This window comes from Trichococcus paludicola, from assembly GCF_003052295.1.
In the GTDB taxonomy this organism is placed as follows: domain Bacteria; phylum Bacillota; class Bacilli; order Lactobacillales; family Aerococcaceae; genus Trichococcus; species Trichococcus paludicola.
Window position 1 is genome coordinate 154,750 of record NZ_QBLC01000004.1, and the last position, 20,846, is coordinate 175,595.

General features: G+C 46.8%; 20 protein-coding genes and 1 other annotated feature. Of the genes, 4 read left to right on the plus strand and 16 right to left on the minus strand.

Features of this window, described 5'->3' with window-relative positions; all coding sequences use genetic code 11:
* Window positions 1-65 precede the first annotated feature (65 nt).
* The 5 genes from C7R56_RS07355 to C7R56_RS07375 all read right to left on the minus strand — a co-directional run bounded on the left by C7R56_RS07355 (window position 66) and on the right by C7R56_RS07375 (window position 7,902).
* Window positions 66-2,714, minus strand: coding sequence for a valine--tRNA ligase (locus C7R56_RS07355; RefSeq protein WP_107995903.1), 2,649 nt, complete (start codon window positions 2,712-2,714; stop codon window positions 66-68).
* A 63-nt stretch (window positions 2,715-2,777) separates the two neighbouring features.
* Window positions 2,778-3,001: a binding site (T-box leader), on the minus strand.
* A gap of 44 nt (window positions 3,002-3,045) precedes the next feature.
* A complete protein-coding gene (gene tpx, locus C7R56_RS07360; RefSeq protein ID WP_107995904.1) occupies window positions 3,046-3,540 on the minus strand; it encodes a thiol peroxidase in 495 nt (164 codons plus the stop codon).
* An 87-nt stretch (window positions 3,541-3,627) separates the two neighbouring features.
* Complete coding sequence (gene thiI, locus C7R56_RS07365; RefSeq protein WP_107995905.1) at window positions 3,628-4,842, minus strand: tRNA uracil 4-sulfurtransferase ThiI; 1,215 nt, start codon at window positions 4,840-4,842, stop codon at window positions 3,628-3,630.
* Window positions 4,843-4,871: 29 nt separating this feature from the next.
* On the minus strand, window positions 4,872-6,008 hold the full coding sequence (locus C7R56_RS07370) for a cysteine desulfurase family protein (RefSeq protein WP_107995906.1): 1,137 nt from the start codon (window positions 6,006-6,008) through the stop codon (window positions 4,872-4,874).
* A 175-nt stretch (window positions 6,009-6,183) separates the two neighbouring features.
* The gene (locus tag C7R56_RS07375; protein ID WP_107995907.1) at window positions 6,184-7,902 is read right to left on the minus strand and encodes a septation ring formation regulator EzrA; all 1,719 of its coding nucleotides are present in this window, start codon (window positions 7,900-7,902) and stop codon (window positions 6,184-6,186) included.
* Between the two features lie 415 nt (window positions 7,903-8,317).
* Between C7R56_RS07375 and rpsD the strand changes: the two genes are divergently transcribed.
* On the plus strand, window positions 8,318-8,929 hold the full coding sequence (rpsD, locus tag C7R56_RS07380) for a 30S ribosomal protein S4 (RefSeq protein WP_086985403.1): 612 nt from the start codon (window positions 8,318-8,320) through the stop codon (window positions 8,927-8,929).
* A gap of 126 nt (window positions 8,930-9,055) precedes the next feature.
* Here the strand turns inward: rpsD and C7R56_RS07385 are convergent, their stop codons facing one another.
* The 10 genes from C7R56_RS07385 to C7R56_RS07430 form a co-directional block, all read right to left on the minus strand.
* Window positions 9,056-9,685: a DUF1054 family protein gene (locus C7R56_RS07385; RefSeq protein ID WP_159072192.1), complete on the minus strand. Its 630-nt coding sequence runs from the start codon at window positions 9,683-9,685 to the stop codon at window positions 9,056-9,058.
* A gap of 81 nt (window positions 9,686-9,766) precedes the next feature.
* On the minus strand, window positions 9,767-10,729 hold the full coding sequence (locus C7R56_RS07390; RefSeq protein WP_107995909.1) for a siderophore ABC transporter substrate-binding protein: 963 nt from the start codon (window positions 10,727-10,729) through the stop codon (window positions 9,767-9,769).
* An 18-nt stretch (window positions 10,730-10,747) separates the two neighbouring features.
* Window positions 10,748-11,509 carry an iron ABC transporter ATP-binding protein gene (locus C7R56_RS07395; protein ID WP_107995910.1) on the minus strand — a complete coding sequence of 254 codons (762 nt, stop codon included), beginning with the start codon at window positions 11,507-11,509 and terminating at the stop codon, window positions 10,748-10,750.
* Entirely contained in the window at window positions 11,506-12,468 is a 963-nt protein-coding gene (locus tag C7R56_RS07400) for an iron chelate uptake ABC transporter family permease subunit (RefSeq protein WP_107995911.1), read from the minus strand. The genes C7R56_RS07395 and C7R56_RS07400 overlap by 4 nt, the downstream gene beginning before the upstream one ends.
* Window positions 12,465-13,418, minus strand: a complete 954-nt coding sequence (locus C7R56_RS07405; RefSeq protein ID WP_107995912.1) for an ABC transporter permease — start codon at window positions 13,416-13,418, stop codon at window positions 12,465-12,467. Before C7R56_RS07405 ends, C7R56_RS07400 begins: the two co-directional genes overlap by 4 nt.
* A 240-nt stretch (window positions 13,419-13,658) precedes the next feature.
* A complete protein-coding gene (locus tag C7R56_RS07410) occupies window positions 13,659-15,167 on the minus strand; it encodes a helicase HerA-like domain-containing protein (RefSeq protein WP_107995913.1) in 1,509 nt (502 codons plus the stop codon).
* A 160-nt stretch (window positions 15,168-15,327) separates the two neighbouring features.
* Window positions 15,328-15,876, minus strand: coding sequence for a cysteine hydrolase family protein (locus tag C7R56_RS07415; protein ID WP_107995914.1), 549 nt, complete (start codon window positions 15,874-15,876; stop codon window positions 15,328-15,330).
* 11 nt (window positions 15,877-15,887) lie between these two features.
* Window positions 15,888-16,580 carry a 5'-methylthioadenosine/adenosylhomocysteine nucleosidase gene (locus C7R56_RS07420; protein ID WP_107995915.1) on the minus strand — a complete coding sequence of 231 codons (693 nt, stop codon included), beginning with the start codon at window positions 16,578-16,580 and terminating at the stop codon, window positions 15,888-15,890.
* 33 nt (window positions 16,581-16,613) lie between these two features.
* Window positions 16,614-17,021, minus strand: coding sequence for a hypothetical protein (locus tag C7R56_RS07425; protein WP_107995916.1), 408 nt, complete (start codon window positions 17,019-17,021; stop codon window positions 16,614-16,616).
* Window position 17,022: 1 nt separating this feature from the next.
* The gene (locus C7R56_RS07430; protein ID WP_107995917.1) at window positions 17,023-17,583 is read right to left on the minus strand and encodes an NUDIX domain-containing protein; all 561 of its coding nucleotides are present in this window, start codon (window positions 17,581-17,583) and stop codon (window positions 17,023-17,025) included.
* 211 nt (window positions 17,584-17,794) lie between these two features.
* On the opposite strand from C7R56_RS07430, the gene C7R56_RS07435 reads away from it, so the two are divergent.
* The 3 genes from C7R56_RS07435 (at window position 17,795) to C7R56_RS07445 (ending at window position 20,245) form a co-directional block, all read left to right on the plus strand.
* Window positions 17,795-18,514, plus strand: a complete 720-nt coding sequence (locus tag C7R56_RS07435; protein WP_107995918.1) for a 5-bromo-4-chloroindolyl phosphate hydrolysis family protein — start codon at window positions 17,795-17,797, stop codon at window positions 18,512-18,514.
* Window positions 18,515-18,525: 11 nt separating this feature from the next.
* Entirely contained in the window at window positions 18,526-19,749 is a 1,224-nt protein-coding gene (locus tag C7R56_RS07440; RefSeq protein WP_107995919.1) for a toxic anion resistance protein, read from the plus strand.
* Window positions 19,750-19,993: 244 nt separating this feature from the next.
* Window positions 19,994-20,245, plus strand: a complete 252-nt coding sequence (locus C7R56_RS07445; protein ID WP_107995920.1) for a GlsB/YeaQ/YmgE family stress response membrane protein — start codon at window positions 19,994-19,996, stop codon at window positions 20,243-20,245.
* A 171-nt stretch (window positions 20,246-20,416) separates the two neighbouring features.
* Here the strand turns inward: C7R56_RS07445 and cspD are convergent, their stop codons facing one another.
* Complete coding sequence (gene cspD, locus C7R56_RS07450; RefSeq protein ID WP_107995921.1) at window positions 20,417-20,617, minus strand: cold-shock protein CspD; 201 nt, start codon at window positions 20,615-20,617, stop codon at window positions 20,417-20,419.
* Window positions 20,618-20,846 lie beyond the last annotated feature (229 nt).

Below are 20,846 nucleotides of genomic sequence, written 5' to 3' on the forward strand. Positions count from 1 at the left end.
CTATCCACAAAGGCGCTTGCTAATAGGGTTCTTCCTGTTCAATTCAATTCAATTTAATTCTATGGTCAAGCCAACTGTTCTTTCAGAGCAGCGATACGTTCTTCCACAGCCACGAGTTTATCGCGGTATTCCGTTTCTTTTTGTTTCTCCCCATCAATTACAGCCTGCGGTGCTTTGCTGATGAATTTTTCGTTATTCAATTTGCTTTCCACCCGGTCGACTTCTTTGGTCAATTTCTCCGCTTCCTTTTCGAGACGGGAAATCTCATCTTCCAATTTGATCAGACCCGCTAAAGGCATGTACACTTCTCCGCCTGAGAAAACGGCGGTGACAGCGTCGCTGGCTGCTTGGATGTGTAGACCTATTTCCAGCGTATCCGGATTGCAGAAACGGAAGATGTAGGATTCGTTGGCGCGGAAAATCGCTTCGGTCGCCTCGTCATTCACTTTCAGCTGCATCGGAACTTTCTTGGACAACGGTGTGTTCATTTCTGCGCGGACATTGCGGACGCCACGGATCAATTCGATCAGTTTTTCCATCGCTTCCTCAGCTGCTTCATCGATATAGCTGTCATCCGTTTCCGGATAGGCTGCCGTTACGATAGAATCGCCTTGATGCGGTACATTCTGCCAGATTTCTTCGGTGACGAACGGCATGACCGGATGCAATAAGCGCAAGACATTATCCAAAACATACGCCAAGATGCTGCGGGTTGTGCGTTTTGCCTCTTCATTTTCCCCTTGCAGAACTTCTTTGGACATTTCGATATACCAGTCACAGTAATCATCCCAGATGAAACGGTACAACAAACGGCCTGCTTCACCGAATTCAAATTTCTCGAACAGATCCGTCACTTTTGTGATGGTCTTGTTCAGGCTGGAAAGAATCCATTTATCGGCGATTGTCTTTTCCCCTGAAATGTCGATGTCGTCGAAAGTCAGATCTTCCAAATTAAGGAGCACGTAACGGCTGGCATTCCAGATTTTGTTGATGAAGTTCCAGGATGCATCCATCTTCTCATAGCTGAAGCGCACATCCTGTCCAGGTGCGGAACCGTTGGCCAAGAACCAACGCAAAGCATCCGCCCCGTATTTTTCGACAACTTCCATCGGATCGATTCCGTTTCCGAGCGATTTGCTCATCTTGCGGCCTTGCTCATCACGGATCAGACCATGGATCAGCACATTCTCAAACGGACGCTTGTCGGTGAACTCCAGACTCTGGAAGATCATTCGGCTTACCCAGAAGAAGATGATGTCATAGCCGGTAACCAACGTGCTGGTAGGGAAATAACGTTTGAAATCTTCCGCATCTTCATCCGGCCAGCCCATCGTCGAGAACGGCCAAAGTGCTGAACTGAACCACGTATCCAGAACATCCTCATCCTGCGTCCAGTTTTCGCTGTCGCTCGGAGCTTCCATGCCTACGTACATTTCGCCGGTTTCCTTATGATACCAGGCCGGGATTTGATGTCCCCACCATAATTGGCGAGAAATGACCCAGTCATGGACGTTGCCCATCCAAGTCAGGAATGTATTCTCAAATCGTTCCGGATAGAAGGAAACTTTTTCTTCTGCCGATTGATTTTCGACAGCACGCTCAGCCAACGGTTGCATTTTGACGAACCATTGCGTCGAGATGCGCGGTTCCACAATAACGTTTGTGCGTTCTGAATGTCCGACACTGTGGGTCATTTCTTCAATTTTGACCAAATAGCCCAGTTCTTCCATATCTTTTATGATCGCTTTGCGCGCCGCAAAACGGTCCATTCCTGCATATTTTCCGGCTGCTTCGTTCATCGTCGCATCATCGTTCATGACGTTCACTTGCGGCAAATCATGGCGTAATCCGACTTCAAAGTCGTTCGGGTCATGAGCGGGTGTGATCTTAACGACACCAGTCCCGAAGTCCATCTCAACATAATCATCAGCGATGACCGGGATTTCCCGATTCACCAGCGGCAATGTCACGGTCTTGCCGATGAATTGCTGATATCTTTCATCTTCCGGATGAACCGCGATGGCAGTATCGCCCAACATGGTTTCGGGACGGGTAGTCGCCAACTCCAGGTAGCCTGAACCATCCGTCATCGGATAGCGGAAGTGATAGAAGGCGCCCTGAACGTCCTTGTGGATGACTTCAATATCGGATAAGGCTGTTTTCGCTTTAGGGTCCCAGTTGATGATATAGGCGCCGCGGTAGATCAAGTCTTTTTCATACAATCCAACAAAAACTTTCCGTACTGCATCCGACAAACCTTCATCGAGCGTAAATCGCTCGCGGTCATAATCAACGGAAATGCCCATTTTTCCCCATTGTTCACGGATGACGCTAGCGTAATCCTCTTTCCATTCCCAAACCTTGTCGACAAAGGCTTCTCGGCCGAGGTCATAGCGGGTAAGGCCATCCTCGGCTAATTTTGCTTCAACCTTGGCTTGGGTGGCGATGCCGGCGTGGTCCATCCCAGGCAACCACAATGTATCGAATCCTTGCATGCGTTTTTGGCGAATCAACATATCCTGCAGCGTCACATCCCAGGCATGGCCCAAGTGCAGTCTGCCGGTTACGTTTGGAGGCGGAATCACGATCGAATACGGTTTTTTGCTTTTGTCGCCGCTCGGTTTGAACAGTCCCGCTTCCACCCATTTTTGATATTTTCCTGCTTCTACTTGCTGGGGTTGATACTTTGTCGGCATTGCATCTGCTTTAGACATTCAGCCACTTCCTCTCTCTTTTACATCGATTTGTTGCGAAAAAAAAACGCCCTGCATACGAATATGCAGGACGATATGATCGCGGTACCACCTAAATTACAGGAATCGGATCCCTGTCTCTCTTTTTGATAACGGAGAATACTCCGAGCTGCGCTACCCAGTCCACAGACCTTCACACAACTTGCTCACAAGCTACTTCACTTTCCTTCCCCAAAAAAGCTTTCACCAAACGCTTTTCTCTCTTGTGTGGTTCCGGGTAAGCTACTCTTCTTGATCGACGCTTATTTATACTTCACTAGTTTAGCACCTTTTGATCGAAATCTCAATGCGATTAAAGTAATTTTTTTGCAGCTGACAATGCTGCTGCTTCATCTGGTTCGGTCGCGATTTCAGGGACGATTTCCATGTAGGAAAGGACGCCTTCTTTGTCGATGACGAATACGCTGCGGGCTAACTTGTTGCCTAATTTGGGCACTTTCAGTCCATAGGCTTCCCCAAACTCGCCTGCATCGTCATGCAGCATCTGCATATCGATGCCGTTTGCCGAGCACCAGTTGATCAATTCTTCTTTTGTATTTTTCGAAACCGACAACAAGGTCAAGCCTTCGATATTCGCTGCCGTTTCGTTGAATTTGCGTGTTTGTTTGTCGCAGACGCTTGTGTTGATGTCCGGGAATACGCTGATCAGAACAACCGAACCGCGCAAATCATCCAAAGATACCTTTTCGTCTTCAGTGTTGTACAACGAAAATGCCGGCGCCTTCTCCCCAACTACGGGCTGATTCCCTAAAACTTCAACAATCTCACCTTTTAATGTCACTTGCATGAAAACATTCCCCCTTATCCGATAGTACTCTCATTATACAGATAAGCGGTGATTTATGGTAAGGATACGCTCCTGCATTGGCAGAGGTTACAGCAAATCCGAAAAGAGCGCCTCGTCTTGGCTGGCTGTATCTTCGCGGCCGGTTATGCTTGATACTACGATGCCCGCAACCGCGCGTGCCACGAGCGGTTCCACATCAAGGATCGCTTCAAAACGTCTGGCCTTGTCCAAATGTGGTTTCGTTTTGGGTGACGGTGGCGCAAAAATCGTGCAGCAGTCTTCGAAAGGTTGCACCGACAAATCAAAGGTATCGATTTTCTGCGCCAAATCGATGATTTCCAATTTATCCATTGTTGCGACAGGACGAATGATCGGCGTCGTTGTGACATCATTGATGGCGATCATGCTCTCCAGCGTCTGGGAAGCGACTTGGGCCAAAGATTCCCCATTAAAGATGGCCAGCCCTTTGCGTTCGGCTCTGATGGCATCGGTGATCCGCAGCATCATCCGGCGCGTGATCGTCATCAGGTAATCCGCAGGGATTTTCTCTTTGATTTCTTCCTGAATCTCTGTGAACGGCACTTCGATGAACTGGATTTCACCGCCGAATTTAGTCAATTTGGCAGCCAGATCTTTGGCTTTCTGCAACGCTTGCGGACTTGTGTAAGGCGGGCTGTGGAAATGCACCGCCTCGATCTTCACGCCGCGCTTCATGGCAAGATAACCGGCTACCGGCGAATCGATGCCTCCGGAAAGCATAAGCATGCCTCTGCCGCTGGAGCCGACAGGCAATCCGCCAGGCCCTTGATAGGTTTGCGTGCTCAGCATGATGCCGCCGGTTTTGATGTCTACGCGCACAAGGATGTCCGGCTGCTTCATCTTGACCGAAATACCCGGGAAAGCATCCAGCACGGTAGCCCCCAGCTCGGCATTCATGAAGGTCGTGTCATGCTCGTAGGTATGATCCGCACGGCGCGTAGCTATCTTGAACGTTTTTCCGGCAGTCTCCATTTTGGCAAGCAAGTCCACCAAAACCCGTTTCACTTCATCGAGATCACGCGAAACCAGATAGACCGGCGAATAGTTTTGGATGCCGAACACATGCTGCAGGCGTTCGATGATGACGGCCTCGTCAGCTCCGTTCAGGTCCAACAGCATAGAATCGTGCTCGGGTTTGATTTTTATCTGCGGATGATCCTTTGTGACCATCCTGACATTTTGCGCCAACTGTTGGACAAAACGTTTTTTATTTTTCCCTTTGGTCGACAATTCGCCAAAGCGGATTTGAATGTGCGTTTCCATTTATGTTCTCTTCCTATCTGTCTGTTAGTCTATTGTATCTTTTGGAACTGTTCATGCAGCGTCCGGAAATGTCCAATGAACGCTTCCGCTTCCGACTCCGTATTTTCGCCGGAAAGGCTTATCCTGACAGCACACTGGCTCCAGGAAAGGGGGATGCCCATCGATCCCAACGTATAGGGCGTGCCTTTCTTCCGGCTTGAGCAGGCGCTGGTAGTTGAAATGAAGATATCCTGACTTTCGAAAGCATGGACCATCACTTCTCCCCTGACGCCTTTCATGGCAAAACAAAGGATATGGCCGGCGCCATCTTCAGGTGAAAAAATCCGCACATCTTCATATTCCGAAAGGGCCGCAACCAACTTACTCCGGACCAGCCATTCTTGTTTTCGGCTGGATTCGCTGCCTTCAAGCGTCATGCGCAAAGCTTTCGCCATCGCTGCGACTCCCCCGACATTCTCCGTCGTGCTGCGCATGCCCGATTCTTGCCCGCCTCCCGTCAACAACGGCGCGATCCGTTTGCCATGTTTCTTATAGAGGATGCCGACGCCTTTGGGACCATGGAATTTATGCGCTGAAAGCGACAGCAGATCCACTCGTGGGTGTCGGATCAGCGGCTCGCATTCACCGACAGCCTGCACGGCATCCACATGGAAATGGACCCAAGGATAGTTTTCCAACAACTCGCCGATAGCCTCGATTGGTTGGATGCTACCCACTTCATTGTTGATTGCCATAACGCTCAGCAGGATCGTATCTTTCCTTATCGTTTTCTCAAGTTCCTCGATGGATACGATTCCGTTCGCGTCGACAGGCACGTAGCTGATTTCAAAGCCTAACTTTTCCAGTTGCTCCAACGACTTTGATACGGCAGGATGCTCAACGGAAGAAGCGATCATGTGTTTCCCTGCTGCAAATTTCTCCATCGCAGTACCTTTGATCGCCCAGTTGTCACTCTCTGTCCCACCGCTCGTGAAGAATATTTCATCCGGCTGGGCACCCAGTAATAGTGCAATCTGTTTGCGCGATTGCTGCAACAAAGCATCCGCTTCATTGCCTAATCTGTGCAGACTGGAAGGATTACCAAAAAATTGTTCATTGACCTTCCGGTATGTATCCATAGCTTCCAGATACATTTTTGTTGTTGCACTGTTGTCAAAATAAATCATCTTTATCTACACTTCCTTAATAACTTTGCACTCTCATCGGGACATCCCATCTATTATATAGAAAATGCCTGACCATTTAAAGCATACGGCTGAATTTTATTCCGTTCTCATATAAAGAGGGTCCAAAAAAGGGCCGAGACAATGTCCCGACCCCTGCGTTCTGTTTGTTCTGCATTTAATAGTAGTGACGATTTTTTTCTTCCTGATAAGACTCTTCCACTTTGCGGGCAGCCCCTGCTTCGATGCGATTCAGTGGGATTTTGACAGCCTCCAATGCACCTGCATAGTCAAATTCACGATGGAAAAGCACCAAAGCTTTGTTGATGGCATTTTCGATCTCCACATGCGAATGACGGAAACGGTTTGCGTACTGAATCATATACTCCGTCAGCATCGCATTGTCCACAATCGTTTGGGTTTGGTTATCCAACATTTCGATGTCCTCTTCGCACATCTTGGAAATGGCATCGATTTCGTCCATGTCTATCTTCACTCGGTTAAGCTTGGAAGCCAAATCCTCGATGCGATCCGTAACCGAGAAGAAAAGATCCAAATAGATTTTCGGCAATCCAGGCAGATGGTATTTCTCGATTGTCCGTTTCATGTTGCGCATGTCCAACTCGTACAAATCGATGCTGTCCTTGATTTCCTTTTCGCGGTTGCGCAAGTCACTGAGGTTGCTTACCAATTCAGACTGTTCTTTGTCGATTTCCGAAAGGCGTTGGCTGATTTTCTCATAATATTCGCGGACAACCGAGTAGGAAATTTCATGTTCCTTCATCATCTTATCGTAGTAACGCAAAGCTTCATTTTCCTTCAGCAACTGCTCTTCGAACTCTTGCGCACGGCCCAATTCATTTTTGTTCAAGAAGTAATTCTGGGAAACACGGTCGATTTCAAGTAGCACATAACGGTTGCTCTGCAGGACGTGATCCATTTTCTTTTGCAGATTCGCCGTATGACGGCCCACAAATTCCTTGGCTTCCATTTCTTTTTCCATGATGGCATAGACCGCTTCGATATCGCGTTCTACCTTATCCATCTTCTTGCCTGCTTCATTGATATCGGCAAGGGCGATGGAATCTTTTGCTTCCTGAATTTCTTTTTCAACAGCAGCTATCTCAACGGAGACATCCACACCTTCGAAAATGTACTTTTCATCCAACAAGCGTTGGTAACCGTCTTTCAAATCATTCACTTGTTCTTCATACTCTGTTTTGATTTTTTCGTTCAGCTGAGGGATCTTTTCAACGACTTCTTCCATAACAAGCAAATCCTGCTCGATACGCGATAAGATTTCTTTGGCTTCCATATGGTCGCCTTCGTTCGTCAATGAATTGAATTTCGTGAAATCCAACTCCATGTAATTCAGGTTCTTCTCCAACGTTTCGATAGCTGGACCGAATGTAAAGCTGTGCGCCAATAATTGTTTGCGGATTTTATTGTAGCGTTCCTGGATTTCTTCCAACTCTTTGCGGTTTTCCTGTGCACTTTCCAATAGTTTTTCGAGTGCCTTGTTCACTTTTTCAACGCTGTTTTTCGTTTCGTCGATCAGTTGATCCGCTTGCGAAATGGCTTGCTTCGCCTTGATGAAGTTCATGCGTTGGATGTATTGTTCAGCACTGACAAGCGCCGCCTCAATTTCAGGATACTGAAAACGCGTGATGGTCTGCCATGTAGCTTGCCAACTTTCATATGTACGCTTTGTTTGCCCTGTCAAATTCATATTTTTCAATGTGAACAGGTTATCGGCCACAGGTATGGCCATCGCTTTTTGCTTCTTCTCATCGATTTCTTTGATTCGATTCGCTTGTTGCCTCGTCAAATACATGATCGCACCGTACCCGATCAACACTAATAATATTATCGCTACTAACCAGTATATAAACTCCATCAATAAATCCTCCACCTATTCCGACAATTTCGTTTATTTGATCTGAAAATTGAAAACGCCCAATATATCTCATTTTTTAGTATAACATAGAAAGAACCAATCAGAAACCAGAAAATAATAAGGGAACGGAATTCCTTTCCTTGGAACAGTGAAAGCGTTCCGCTGCCAGGCAAAGTCTGAAAAACATCACTTTTCCATTGCATTAACTTCTGTTGTTTGGTACAATAACCTTTGTGTAAAATAATGCAGCGAGAAAGAAGCACCCGCGTCAACAGTTCATCGCCATCGTTAGATGGTTCAATTGCGTACCCTTGCGGCTGCATAAGGTGAAGATTGAAGGATCAACTGCACGCATTGCTGACTTATCATTCTTATTTTACTCCAAAAATCAAACATTTATTGGAGGAATTTTATTATGTCACGTTATACAGGACCTAGCTGGAAACAGGCTCGTCGTTTAGGAATCTCCCTTTTGGGAACAGGTAAAGAATTGGAGCGTCGTCCATACGTTCCAGGTCAACACGGCCCTAACAACCGTAAAAAATTATCTGAATATGCTATGCAATTGCAAGAAAAACAAAAATTGCGTCACATGTACGGCATGAACGAACGTCAATTTGCAACTTTATTCAAAAAAGCTGGTAAAATCAAAGAAGGTAAACAAGGTGTTAACTTCATGATCTTATTGGAACAACGTTTGGATAACGTAGTTTACCGTCTAGGTTTAGCTTCTACTCGTCGTCAAGCACGTCAATTAGTTAACCACGGTCACGTAACTGTCGATGGCAAACGTGTTGATATCCCTTCATACGAAGTGGCTGTTGGCCAAGTAATCGGCTTGCGCGAAAAATCTAAAAACTTAGTAGTTGTTAAAGCTGCTGCTGAAGCTTTGTTCGGACGTCCAGACTTCATCACCTTCGACACAGAAACATTCGAAGGTTCATTGAACCGTCTGCCAGTTCGCGAAGAATTGCCAGCTGAAATCGATGAGTCATTCGTAGTAGAATACTACAACAAATTAGGCTAATCTCCCCGGGGATCAGCTTCAAGGAAACGGCAAAGCAATTTGCCGTTTTTTTTGTACAAAGAAAAGGACTGAACAGCGATCAATCCTGCTGTTCAGTCCTTTTTTGGTTTGTCTTAGGTTCCGCATTTAGCGATACTGTTCCATGCAGGCCCGGTAGATCGGCAGCAGTTCACGGAGCGTTTCCTCCATCACTGCCAGCGTGCCTACTTCCGTCGCCAAGCGCGGATCGGCTGGCGCCAACTTGCGTCCAATCAGCAATTCAGCCTTCTTCACATCCCGCAGTCGGACTAGGATAGGCGGCCAATCGACAGCCTCAATCGGCTGCACAGTCGGAACGGTATGGTCGACCGAAACGACGTAATCACGCGGCAACTGCTCCAACTCAGGAATCCGTTCCAACAAAGCGGCAGCCATCTCTTTTTCTTTGACGGGTTGATCAATCAGGCAAAGATAAAAGCTGACTCCCTCTTTCGCAATCCCAATCTGGAAATGCGGATACTTTTTGTAGCCCCTCGTGTCCCCACCGATGGCGCACCAAGTATTCTCGGGTGCATACTTCGTGCGGCGCAGGTGCTTGGCGACATGCACGGGAACCACCGATTCATCATGCTCTTCCGAAACGATGAGGCGGGCCCCCGCTGCCGCGAAATGGCGGAACTTGGGTTGGATCCGTTCGCGGATGCCTGCCATCCTTTCGTCGAGTCCCTGAATGTCAAAAACGGTGAAGTCTTCCTTGCTGAAGTGATTTTCTGCCAAACCGTGCACCTCTTTCTGATTTCCTTCCCTCATTATAGAGAAAAAACCAACATATGGACAATCTTTTGATTCCGCTTTTGATTACTGGAAATCCGCTGCGATCTCTTCGACCATCAGGTGGATTGATTCTATCCCGCCGCCGGAGAGATACCACAAGTCGGAGGACAGGTTGATGATTTTGTTGTTTTTATAAGCATCCGTTTGATAGACGAAATCATTCTCCAATAACGCCGCGTTTTCATCCGACGCTGTTCCGATTGCCGCTGTGCGGTCGACGACAAACAAAATCTGCGGATTGATTTCCAGCAATCCTTCGTAGCCGACGGACTGTCCATGTGTGGAATCCTCGATCGCTGCATCGACAGGCGTGAAGCCCAATGTATCGTAAATGAAGCCGAAGCGTGAGCCTGTGCTGAAAGCGGACATGCTGCCATCGTTCAAGAGCAACGTCAATGTTTTCTCGCTGATTCCGGCGGTCTTCGCTTGCACGGCCTCAATCTCTTCGTTCAAGGTAGCGATGGCTTCATCGGCTGCAGCTTCTTCGTCGAAGATAGTCCCTAAAGTAGTGATGTTCTTTTGGACCGAACCCCAATAATCCGTGTAATCGACACTCAGCACGACTACGGGCGCGATTTCCTCCAATTGTTCCGCAAAGTCCACCAATCGGTTCGAAATGATGATGAGCTCCGGCGCTAAATTCGCCAACGCCTCCACATTCGGTTCCTTAAGCGTTCCTACATTCTCGAATTGATCTGCTGTATCCGCCAGATAAGCCGGCATGTTTTCGGTCGCTGTACCCGTGACTGCATCCTCTTTACCCAATGCGATCAATGTGTCCAAATGTCCAAAATCCAAAACAGCCACGTTTTTCGGGTCTTTGGGCACTTCTACGGATCCGCGTGCATCCTCGATGGTCACCGTTGTTTCGGCTTCCGCAGTCGCTGTTGTTGAATCTGCCGCATCAGCAGCCCCTTCCTGGGATCCGCAAGCCGCCAGGGTGAAGATCGAAGCCAAACTTAAGATTGTCTTTTGCCATTTTTTCATTTTCCATTCTCCTCTATGTTAAATTGCTTGATACGTGCAATGTTTTTTTCCATCCGCAGTCGTGATGACTTCCAATGGCACTTCATATAATTCCTGCAAAACTTGTGTCCGGATGACTTCCTCGACCGTGCCGCTCTGGAACACTTTTCCGTTTTTCATGGCGATGATGTTGTCCGAAAAAACGGAAGCAAAATTGACGTCGTGTATGACGACCAGAATGGTTTTACCCAATTCATCCGCCAAATTCCGGATGGTCTGCATCGTCACGATGCTTTGTTTCAGGTCGAGATTGTTCAGCGGTTCATCCAATAAGATGTACTCTGTATCCTGCACCAGGATCATCGCGATGGCCGCCCGCTGGAGTTGCCCCCCAGACAGAGTATCCAGATAGCGGTTTGAGAATTCCCCCAGGTTCAGATAGCCCAGAACCTTATCGATCATGGCATGATCCTCCTCGTTCAGCCTGCCCTTCGTATAAGGGAACCTGCCGAACGAAACCAATTCGCGGACCGTCATGCGCACTTGGTAGGCATTCTGTTGTTTCAGGATCGAAAGCTCCCGCGCCAGTTCATCGGATTGCCAAGCCTCGATTTCTTTCCCGTGTATCGTCAATATCCCCTCGTCCTTTGTCAACAGACGACTGATGACCGAAAGGAGTGTGCTTTTGCCTGCCCCGTTTGGACCGATGAAAGCCGTGATTTTTCCTTTCTCGATCGCCAGAGAGATGTCATCCAATACTTTTTCATCCTCATAGGCTTTGCTGACATGACTGATTTTCATAACTTGCTCCTTTCCTTCCATAATAACCAAAAGAAGTAGATTCCCCCGAACAGTTCGACGAGAATGCTCAAATTCGTCTGCAGCTTGAAGACTTCCTCTGCCAGGAATTGTCCGGCCACGACCATCACAAAACTGAGCAGGCTCGCACCAGGCAACAGGTAGTTCAGGCAATACGTCCTGAACAGACGATAAGCGATGTTCGCCGCCACAAACCCGAGGAACATCATCGGTCCGACGAGCGCTGCGGAGACTGTCATCAGCAGGATGACATGCATGAAGGTGAGCTTGGTCTCTTTTTCGACGGCAACCCCTAAATTTTTGGCCATTTGTGTCCCCAGCCCCAAAACTTCCAATACCTTGCGCTTACGCCACAAACTAATGATCGAAAACACGGCAATCGGAACAGCCAAAATAAGTACGGAATCATTGATATTCTGAAAACTGGCATACAACTTCGTCTGCAGTTTGTCATACTCATTCGGGTCCATCAGCACTTGCATGAAGGAACTGATGCTGTTGAAGAAGGTACCCATGATGAGCCCAATCATCAGGATCACCTGCATATCGTAATTTTTCCGGTTCCAAGAAAGCCGGTACAGCAAAAAGTAACTGCCAAGCATCAGGAACAACAGAAAAATGAACTGCCATTCAGCATTCAATTGGTTGCCCAGCAGCGAAAAGCTGAAGAACATCAACACTGTCTGCAGGAGGCGATAGAAGGATTCAACCCCGAGGATGCTGGGGGTCAAAAAATTGCTATGCACGACCGTCTGAAAGCTGACTGTTGCAAAGGCAGTGCTGATGCTGATGACCGCAAACGTCAAAAGCTTCGTGCTCCGCAACTTCACAATGAATACATTTCCGTTGCCTTGGTTCCAAAAGAAATAAAGGAAAGCCAACGCCACCGCCAGGATAGCCAACCGTTTCATGATGATGCGGTTGTTCAACACGTTTTTCATGCGGGTCGCCCTCCCTTCAGCAACAACCAGAGGAACAAGCCGCCGCCGAAAACACCCAATACCGTTTCCACCGGTATTTCGTATGGAGGAATGACCGATCGGGCGAACACATCACAAAGCAACAAGAAAATCGCTCCGAACAGCGCAACCTTGCCATGTGTATTGCGGATATTATCGCCGAAGCGCAACGAGACGAGATTCGGGATGATGACTCCCAAAAATGGCAGATTGCCGACCGTACTAAGGATGACGGCGACCGCCAAGGAGACGAACAGAGTCCCGATGAACAAGACGGCTTCAAAAGGCAGACCCAGGTTTTTGGCCGCGTCTTTCCCGAAGCGCGCAATCGTAAAATGATCGGCAAAAAAATAAAGTGCCAAAAATAACAGGAAAATGAGGTACATCCCCTCATATTGTCCTTTGATGACCAAAGAAAAATCCCCTTGCATCCAAGCGGAAAGATTTTGGGTGACGTTGAAGCGGAAGGCAAAAAAATTGGCGATCCCTCCCAAAATATTTCCGTACATCAGACCCAGCAAAGGGATCGTCATCTGGCTCTTGAAAGGCAAGCGATTCACGACCACCAAAAACAGGAAGGTTCCTGCCGCTGCAAAGAGGAAGGAAAGAGTCATTTTCCCCACAACGGATAAGCCCGGAAAGAAAATCATGCCGCACAGCATGCCCACTCTCGCCGCATCCACCGTACCGACTGTATCGGGAGCGGCAAATCGGTTCTGCGTCAATGATTGCATAATCAGCCCGGATAAGGACAATCCTGCTCCAGCCAAGAGAACCGTAATCGTCCTAGGCAGCCGTGACGACAACAGTATCAAACGGTCTGTGTTGCTCCCGACCAGAAACTGTTCCACCGAAAATGCAGCAGTCCCCACACCCAGGGACAGCACCATCGCTCCTACCAATGCCAGAACGAGCAGCATTTTTCTCAACATCTATTCACCATCTTCCAAAAACAACTCCTTAATGATAACGATTCTAATTGAGAATCATTCTCAATTGACGGTATAGGTGCTATTCTACTGGATACTGAAATAAAACACAATACCAAACATGAGATTTCCATGAAAAAAAGTAAGCAACTTTAAGGGGAACGTTTTCATCTCTCGGGTTCATCCGAAAAAAGGAAAACGAAAAGACCAGCCCTTGTGTGGACTGGTCTTATTGAACTGTATTCATTTTTTTAGGATGCCCAAAATACCGCGGGAGATGACGCGGCCCACTTCCCTGCCTACTTGCGACATCAAATTTTTCGTGAATCTGTCCATCGTCGAATCACGGGAACTGCTCGCCCGTTTTTGTTGGGTTTGTTCTTTTTGGCGCCCTTTTTCAAGTTGCTTCACCTGTTCGGCTTTTCCCCTGTCCCTTGCGGCAAGCTCTTCATTTTCCTCCAACTCAATCGCTTTGATTTCCGATAGTCGCTGCAGTTGTTCGTAAGAGGACTCTCTGTCGATTGTATCGCTGTATTTATAATACAACAAGGAGCGGTTGATTTTTTCTTCTTTGACAAGCGGATCCAGGATGCCCATTTTGCTCTCCGGCGGATAAATCATGACTTGCTGAACATAGCCGGGAATTCCTTCCGGATCGAGAAAGGAGACCAACGCTTCACCGACCTTCAGTTCCGTCAATTTCTTGTCCAATTCTTCCCCCTCCAGCTGCCGGAATGTTTCGGCGACCGCCTTGACGGTCTTCTGCTCCCTAGGGGTAAAGGCTCGCAAAGCATGTTGAATTTTGTTGCCTAATTGGCTAAGAATAGCATTCGGAAGGTCGGTGGGATTTTGCGTCACAAAATAAACACCAACTCCTTTGGAACGGATTAGCCGGACAATGAGTTCGATTTTTTCCTCAAGAACATCCGGAACGTCTTGGAAAAGGACATGCGCTTCATCAAAAAAGAAGACAATTTTGGGTTTATCAAGATCGCCGACTTCCGGTAATTGCTCATACAGCTCAGAAAGGAACCACAGAAGGAATGTCGAGTAGAGTTTTGGAGACATAAACAGGCGATTCGCCATCAAAATGTTTACATAACCGCGTCCGGCTGGATCTGTTTTCAATAAATCCTGGATATCGAACATCGGCTCCCCAAAGAATAAATCCCCGCCTTGTTCCTCGATCACCAATAAACCTCTTAAGATTGCGCCGATCGATTGCTTTGAAATATTTCCGTATTCCCGGCGTAATTCTGTGGCGTTGTCTCCGACAAAATTCAGGATCGCCCGCAAATCTTTGATGTCGATGAGCAAGAGTTGTTTCTCATCCGCCACTTTGAACGCAATGTTCATGATTCCTTCCTGCGTTTCATTGAGCCCCAACAGACGCGACAACAGGATCGGCCCCATATCGGAAATGGTTGTCCGAACCGGCACACCGTTCGATCCAAAGATATCCAAAAGCTCAACGGGGTAAGCGCGCGGCTCAAAATCCTCTGGCTGCAGTTTCGTTACTCGCTCCATTATTTTTCCGCTCAATTCACCCGGTTCCGCAATGCTTGCCAAATCACCTTTGATGTCCGCAAGGAATACCGGAATCCCCGCTTTGCTCAATTGTTCCGCTATCACTTTCAAAGTTACCGTTTTCCCCGTACCGGTCGCTCCAGCGATCAAGCCGTGGCGATTCAGCTTGTCCAAATGGATGATTGCCGGTTTGTCCCCTTTCCCGATCACCAGTTCGTGGCGCATCCAAAACCCCTCCTTAGCCTGACATCTCATCCTTATTGTACAATATTTTGAAAAACCCTTACAAACATAAAGCACTTCCTTTTCTGAAATAATAGCGTCCTAAAGTGCCGCAGACAGCAAAAACCACTCCCCCATTTTCGGTTGAGTGGTTCAGGCCTGCTTAATTGATGATTTCAGCTCCCAAAGAACCGGCAAAATGCCGCAATGCCCATTCGTGTCCGATTGGATCGAAACTTGCGACAGCTTTCTCATGGATGACAATTTTGTATCCGAGATTGTACGCATCCACAGCTGTATGCAGGATGCAGATGTCAGTACAGACACCCGTCAGATGGATTTCGGTAATGCCGCGTTCCCTGAGACGGATGTCCAAATCCGTAACGCTGAATGCGGAATAGTGGCGCTTGTCGATCCAATGAACGGTTCGGCTCTCTTTATGCGCATCATAAAGTGCTGCCAAAGACCCATACAGTGTCCTTCCATCGGTTCCCACAAGATTATGCGGGGGGAAAAGATTATTCTCAGGATGGTAAACGTCCTCTAGATCATGACAATCAATAGCAAAAACGACAAAATCACCGTTCTCGATAAAGGCCTGCGTGATTGCAACCAACTCCGATTCGATGAGCTGGCCATCCGCTCCAGTCGTCAAGGCCCCGTCTGTCGCAACAAAATCATTCGTATAATCGATCGACAACAATGCTCGCATGAACGTCTCCCCTATTCTTCGCTATTTTTCAGTAATTCGATGACCATTTCCGCGGATTTCTTTCCGGCTTCGACGATGAACTCGTCGAACGTCAGCGCCGCACCCTCGCTCGCTCCGTCCGAAATGGCACGGATGATCGCGAAGGGTGTGCCCAATACATAGCAAGCCTGGGCAATTGATGCGCCCTCCATTTCGGTCGCATAGGCGTCAGGGAAATGTTCCTTGATGCGGTTTGTGCCGCTTTCGGAAGCGATAAAAGAATCGCTGGAAACAATCGTCCCTTGCACGGCATGCAAACCGACTTTTTCAGCTGCCCGCGTAATCTTTTCGACGATTTTTTTATCAGCTGTATAATAATGGGGCATCTGAGGCACTTGTCCCACAGAATAACCGAATGCCGTAGCATCCACATCATGATAAGCAACTTTATCCGCTACAACGACGTCCCCCACATGCAAGTCTGTGTTTAATCCTCCAGCCGAACCGGTATTGATGACGAAATCGGGACGATAACGATCAATGATGAAGGCGGTCGCTATGGCTGAGTTGACTTTACCGATGCCTGACTGCACCAATACTACATCCTGATTTTCGATCTTGCCTCGTGTAAAGGCGAGATGAAAATGTACTTCCTCTATCTTTTCAGTCATATTTTCCAACAAAATACGGTTTTCTTCTTCCATTGCTCCAATAATTCCGATCATGAGTGTTTCCTTCCTTGTAGCTGCATTGTTAGATCATAAGACGAAGGCTATCACAAAAACCAAGATGATCAACAAGATGACAATCAGGATGGCTTTGTTCAGATAGTTGTCCAGTTTTCTGCCTCTTTCTTTGTCCGTCAGACGCTGCACCTTAGTTGAAGCTGCAGGTTTGTCTGCTTTTCGGAACAGCTTCGCCTTTGGCTTGGCAGTCTTAGCTTTATTACCGTTCTCCGACCTTTTCTTTTCGGTTGGAACACTGCTATTCTCTCCCGCAGAAACAGTTTGCTGCTTATTGTTCTTTTCCGTTGCCGGAGCGGAACGCTCTGTATCTTTTACCCGCGGAGCGACTTTCTTTTCATCTGTCCCCGGTTTTGTTGTTTGGTCCCTTTTGTACTGACGATAGCGTTCCCGGGTGATCAACGGTTTTTTTGGTTCTGACATACTATCCCTCTATTCTTTCACGCAAAAGACGCATCTCCCAGTACAGCATGGCATAGATTGTTTTCGAATCGCAGATTTCTCCGGACTCCTGCAAGACTTTCGCTTCGTCGTATGTCAATTCCAAGATCTCAATGAATTCATCCTCATCCATCGGCAAAGAATTATCGACTTTCGTCAAGCCTTCCGCCAGATAGATTGTGATCCGCTCATCCAAATAAGCCGGTGTCGGATAAAAAACCGTCAATTCGGACCATTTTTCCGCACGATAATCCGTTTCTTCCTCTAGCTCACGGATCGCTGCCAGCAAAGGTTCAGCATCGGATGTCTCCAATTTACCTGCCGGGATTTCGACAACGGTCCGATCCAATGGTTTGCGGAACTGTCTGACCATGACCATTTTCCCGTCGGAAGTGAAGGGTATCATCGCTACAGCGCCCGGATGCCTGATCATCTCTCTGACTGAAGTTTTTCCGTTCGGCAACAATACTTCTTCCCTCACCAAATGCAACAAGACACCGTCAAATATTCTTTCACTTTTCAATGTTTTTTCTTCAAATTCCATTTTATTTTCCTCCCAATCTACTATCCGAATCATGTATTATCATAACCTATCTTTTCCGCTATTTACAAGAGCCGCGAGAGATTCAGCGCAAATGGGTGTTGACGTTGAAAATCATCCTTTCGGCCGATAGGTGCTTAATAGGCTTTTATGCTAAAATAATAGCATAAGCACAGACGAAGTGAACAGCACGTTATTAAAGGAGGAAAAATTTATGTGGAGCAACATCAAGGATATATTGAAATATACGTTTTCCAGCGTAATTTGCCTGATTGCATTAGTGATATTCTTTTTCATCTTCGAATTCGATTTCTGGACTTCAATCGGGATGACCATCGGCTTGGGCATCTTTCTATATTACGTCCAAAACGGCGGAAGCATGCAATGGTCACGGAAGACCAAGAAACAAAGAGGCGCACTGGGAAAAGTGAGCACCGAAAAAGAAGCCTTCTACCATTCAAAAGGGATGACCAAGGAACAGATTGCCTATTTCCGCAACACGATGGATCAAGCCAAAAATACGATCCAAGACATCGAATCGAATCTGCAGCAGCGATCAAAATTAAAAGCTATCGCGGCACGCAACGATACGGTGGACATACTGAAGGATTTCTTCAAAAATATTGTCAATCAGCCTAACCGACTGCACGAAGTCGATAAATTCCTATACACCAATCTCCCCAACCTGAAAGAGCTGACAGAAAAATATATCGCAATCGATGGCCACGTTTCCAAGACGAAAGAGACCTACACAGCCTTGGATAACTGCTCCAAAACAATCGATGATATGTGTCGTCTGATTGCTGAAGATTACGTGCGCTTCATGTCCAATGATATCGAAGATATGGATATCGAGTTGGAACTTGCCAAGCAAGTTTTGAAAAGGGATAATGAAGGAAAAGGCAGCGAAAATGCTTTGGACGAAGAGATATAGGGGGAATACTGATGGACCAATTTGATGCTACCGGACTAAACAAACAAACAGACAGCAAGGATGTCAATCAAGAATTGGACGATTTGCTGGCCAATCCTTTTTCAGATCCATTTGCGCAACCAATAGCGGTTGCCGACAAAACTACGGTTGCGGCCGAGGTGATCAACCCGGACCGGCTGATCGACCGGTTGCCGGAAGAAAGACAAAAACAAGCGATGGCATTAGCCGGCCAAATCGATGAGAACAATATGCAAGCCATAATCAGCTATGGCGCTGCGGCTCAAAAGCAATTGGGGGAATTCTCGCATTCGATGCTGGACCATGTGCAGAACCAGGACACTGGTGAAATCGGCGATTCCTTGAACGACCTGATGTACAGGCTCAACGAAGCCAAACCGGAAGACCTGCGGGCCGAGGACAACAATGTCTTCCGCAAAATCTTCGGCAAGGTAAAGCAGTCCGCCTATGAAATGACGGCAAAATACCAGAAGATAGGCGCCCAAATCGACAAAATCGCAATCAAACTGGATAAAGAAAAGAATGGCCTGCTGAACGACAACGTTACGCTGGAACAGCTTTACCAAAAAAACAAAGATTATTTTGAGGCCCTAAACATCTACATCGCGGCCGGTGAAGTGAAAATGGAGGACCTCCAGAAAAAAGCGATCCCGAAAGCGATCCAGACTGCGGAGGTTTCTCAAAGTCAAATGGATGTGCAGATCGTCAACGATTTGAAACAATTCCTTGACCGTCTCGAAAAACGGACCCATGACTTGCGCTTGACCAGACAGATGACGATCCAACAAGCGCCACAGATCCGTTTGATCCAAAATACAAACCAGGCATTGGCGGAAAAAATCCAGTCCTCAATCCACACTGCCATTCCCTTATGGAAAAACCAAGTGGCCATCGCCCTTACCCTTCTGCGCCAAAAAGATGCAGTAACGGCTCAAAGGCAGGTATCTCAGACCACGAATGATCTGATGCGCAAGAACTCCGAAATGTTGAAAATATCAGCCATCGAAACCGCTAAAGAAAATGAACGGGGTGTGATCGATATCGAAACGCTCAAACAGACACAGCAGGATTTGATCGAAACCTTGGAAGAGACGCTGAAGATCCAGCAAGAAGGCCGAATCAAACGCAGAGAAGCCGAAAAGGAACTATCGCTGATGGAGAACGATCTCAAAGTCAAACTGTTGAATATCCACCAACAGGAACAACAAATCAACTAATATTACAGGGCTGTCTCGAAAATTGAGGCGGCCTTTGATTTTCTCCTTAATGCAACCTCGTATGGTGGAACTTCCCCTTTTTCGAAATCAAATTTAACAAACTATTCCTTCTATTTTCAGAAACCCTCTCATCTCGAGGGCATATTATTTGTAATGTGACTCATTTTATATATAATAAGAGTATAGTTAATTGGAAATAACTATATTGTTACCGCACTTGTAATTAGAAAGAGGAGGAAAAAAAATGGGCTTAATTTGGTCTTTAATTGTTGGTGGTATCCTAGGCGCTTTAGCAGGATCGTTCATGGGTAAAGATATTCCAGGCGGCATTATCGGAAATATCATTGCTGGTTTCATCGGTTCATGGTTAGGAACAACTTTATTTGGAGCATGGGGTCCTGAAATCGGAGGATTCTACATCGTTCCTGCATTAGTCGGAGCAGTCATCCTGATTTTCATCGTATCCTTCGTTATGAGAAGCACGAGAAGAAAGTAACCTCTCCCTAGCGAGCATACGCAGACTGATGTCTGTTATCTGATAAAAGCGTTGTTTTGCGATCCTGAAAAGGATTGTCGAAACAACGCTTTTTTTTGCATGTGAAAAGCGCACCGGGAGTAATAAAACACCCGATACGCTTTGAATTCGCTAATGTTAAAAAGAATACGATTATAATTTTACAACGTTAGCTGCTTGAGGACCACGGTTGCCATCAACGATTTCGAATTCAACATCTTGGCCTTCTTCTAAAGATTTGAAACCTTCGCCTTGGATAGCTGAGAAATGCACGAATACATCGTCTTTTCCGTCAACTTCGATAAAACCAAAACCTTTTTCGCCATTAAACCATTTTACTTTGCCTTGTTCCATAATCGTGTAATACCTCCAAAATTTTCATTGGTAAAATGCTAATACAAATATTTACTATCATATTAGTACAAGTTACTAATATAATTATAACGAATATCTTACGCGATTTCAAGAGAAAGTTATGCGCTTTCTTTGGAAAATGAATCAACCGTGGACAAAAGCTGCTCCTTCGGCCTAAAATCAACAGAAGCACACAAGAATGACGTCAAATGACGTCCGCTTGCGTGCT

Coding starts and splice junctions, on each gene's coding strand:
- C7R56_RS07370 (WP_107995906.1), bottom strand. CDS start 6,008: ATGATTTATTTTGACAACAGTGCAACAACAAAAATGTATCTGGAAGCT.
- tpx (WP_107995904.1), bottom strand. CDS start 3,540: ATGCAAGTGACATTAAAAGGTGAGATTGTTGAAGTTTTAGGGAATCAG.
- rpsD (WP_086985403.1), top strand. CDS start 8,318: ATGTCACGTTATACAGGACCTAGCTGGAAACAGGCTCGTCGTTTAGGA.
- C7R56_RS07440 (WP_107995919.1), top strand. CDS start 18,526: ATGGACCAATTTGATGCTACCGGACTAAACAAACAAACAGACAGCAAG.
- C7R56_RS07435 (WP_107995918.1), top strand. CDS start 17,795: ATGTGGAGCAACATCAAGGATATATTGAAATATACGTTTTCCAGCGTA.
- C7R56_RS07400 (WP_107995911.1), bottom strand. CDS start 12,468: ATGAAAAACGTGTTGAACAACCGCATCATCATGAAACGGTTGGCTATC.
- thiI (WP_107995905.1), bottom strand. CDS start 4,842: ATGGAAACGCACATTCAAATCCGCTTTGGCGAATTGTCGACCAAAGGG.
- C7R56_RS07405 (WP_107995912.1), bottom strand. CDS start 13,418: ATGTTGAGAAAAATGCTGCTCGTTCTGGCATTGGTAGGAGCGATGGTG.
- C7R56_RS07375 (WP_107995907.1), bottom strand. CDS start 7,902: ATGGAGTTTATATACTGGTTAGTAGCGATAATATTATTAGTGTTGATC.
- C7R56_RS07355 (WP_107995903.1), bottom strand. CDS start 2,714: ATGTCTAAAGCAGATGCAATGCCGACAAAGTATCAACCCCAGCAAGTA.
- C7R56_RS07415 (WP_107995914.1), bottom strand. CDS start 15,876: ATGCGAGCATTGTTGTCGATCGATTATACGAATGATTTTGTTGCGACA.
- C7R56_RS07425 (WP_107995916.1), bottom strand. CDS start 17,021: ATGTCAGAACCAAAAAAACCGTTGATCACCCGGGAACGCTATCGTCAG.
- C7R56_RS07410 (WP_107995913.1), bottom strand. CDS start 15,167: ATGCGCCACGAACTGGTGATCGGGAAAGGGGACAAACCGGCAATCATC.
- cspD (WP_107995921.1), bottom strand. CDS start 20,617: ATGGAACAAGGCAAAGTAAAATGGTTTAATGGCGAAAAAGGTTTTGGT.
- C7R56_RS07420 (WP_107995915.1), bottom strand. CDS start 16,580: ATGATCGGAATTATTGGAGCAATGGAAGAAGAAAACCGTATTTTGTTG.
- C7R56_RS07445 (WP_107995920.1), top strand. CDS start 19,994: ATGGGCTTAATTTGGTCTTTAATTGTTGGTGGTATCCTAGGCGCTTTA.
- C7R56_RS07395 (WP_107995910.1), bottom strand. CDS start 11,509: ATGAAAATCAGTCATGTCAGCAAAGCCTATGAGGATGAAAAAGTATTG.
- C7R56_RS07390 (WP_107995909.1), bottom strand. CDS start 10,729: ATGAAAAAATGGCAAAAGACAATCTTAAGTTTGGCTTCGATCTTCACC.
- C7R56_RS07430 (WP_107995917.1), bottom strand. CDS start 17,583: ATGGAATTTGAAGAAAAAACATTGAAAAGTGAAAGAATATTTGACGGT.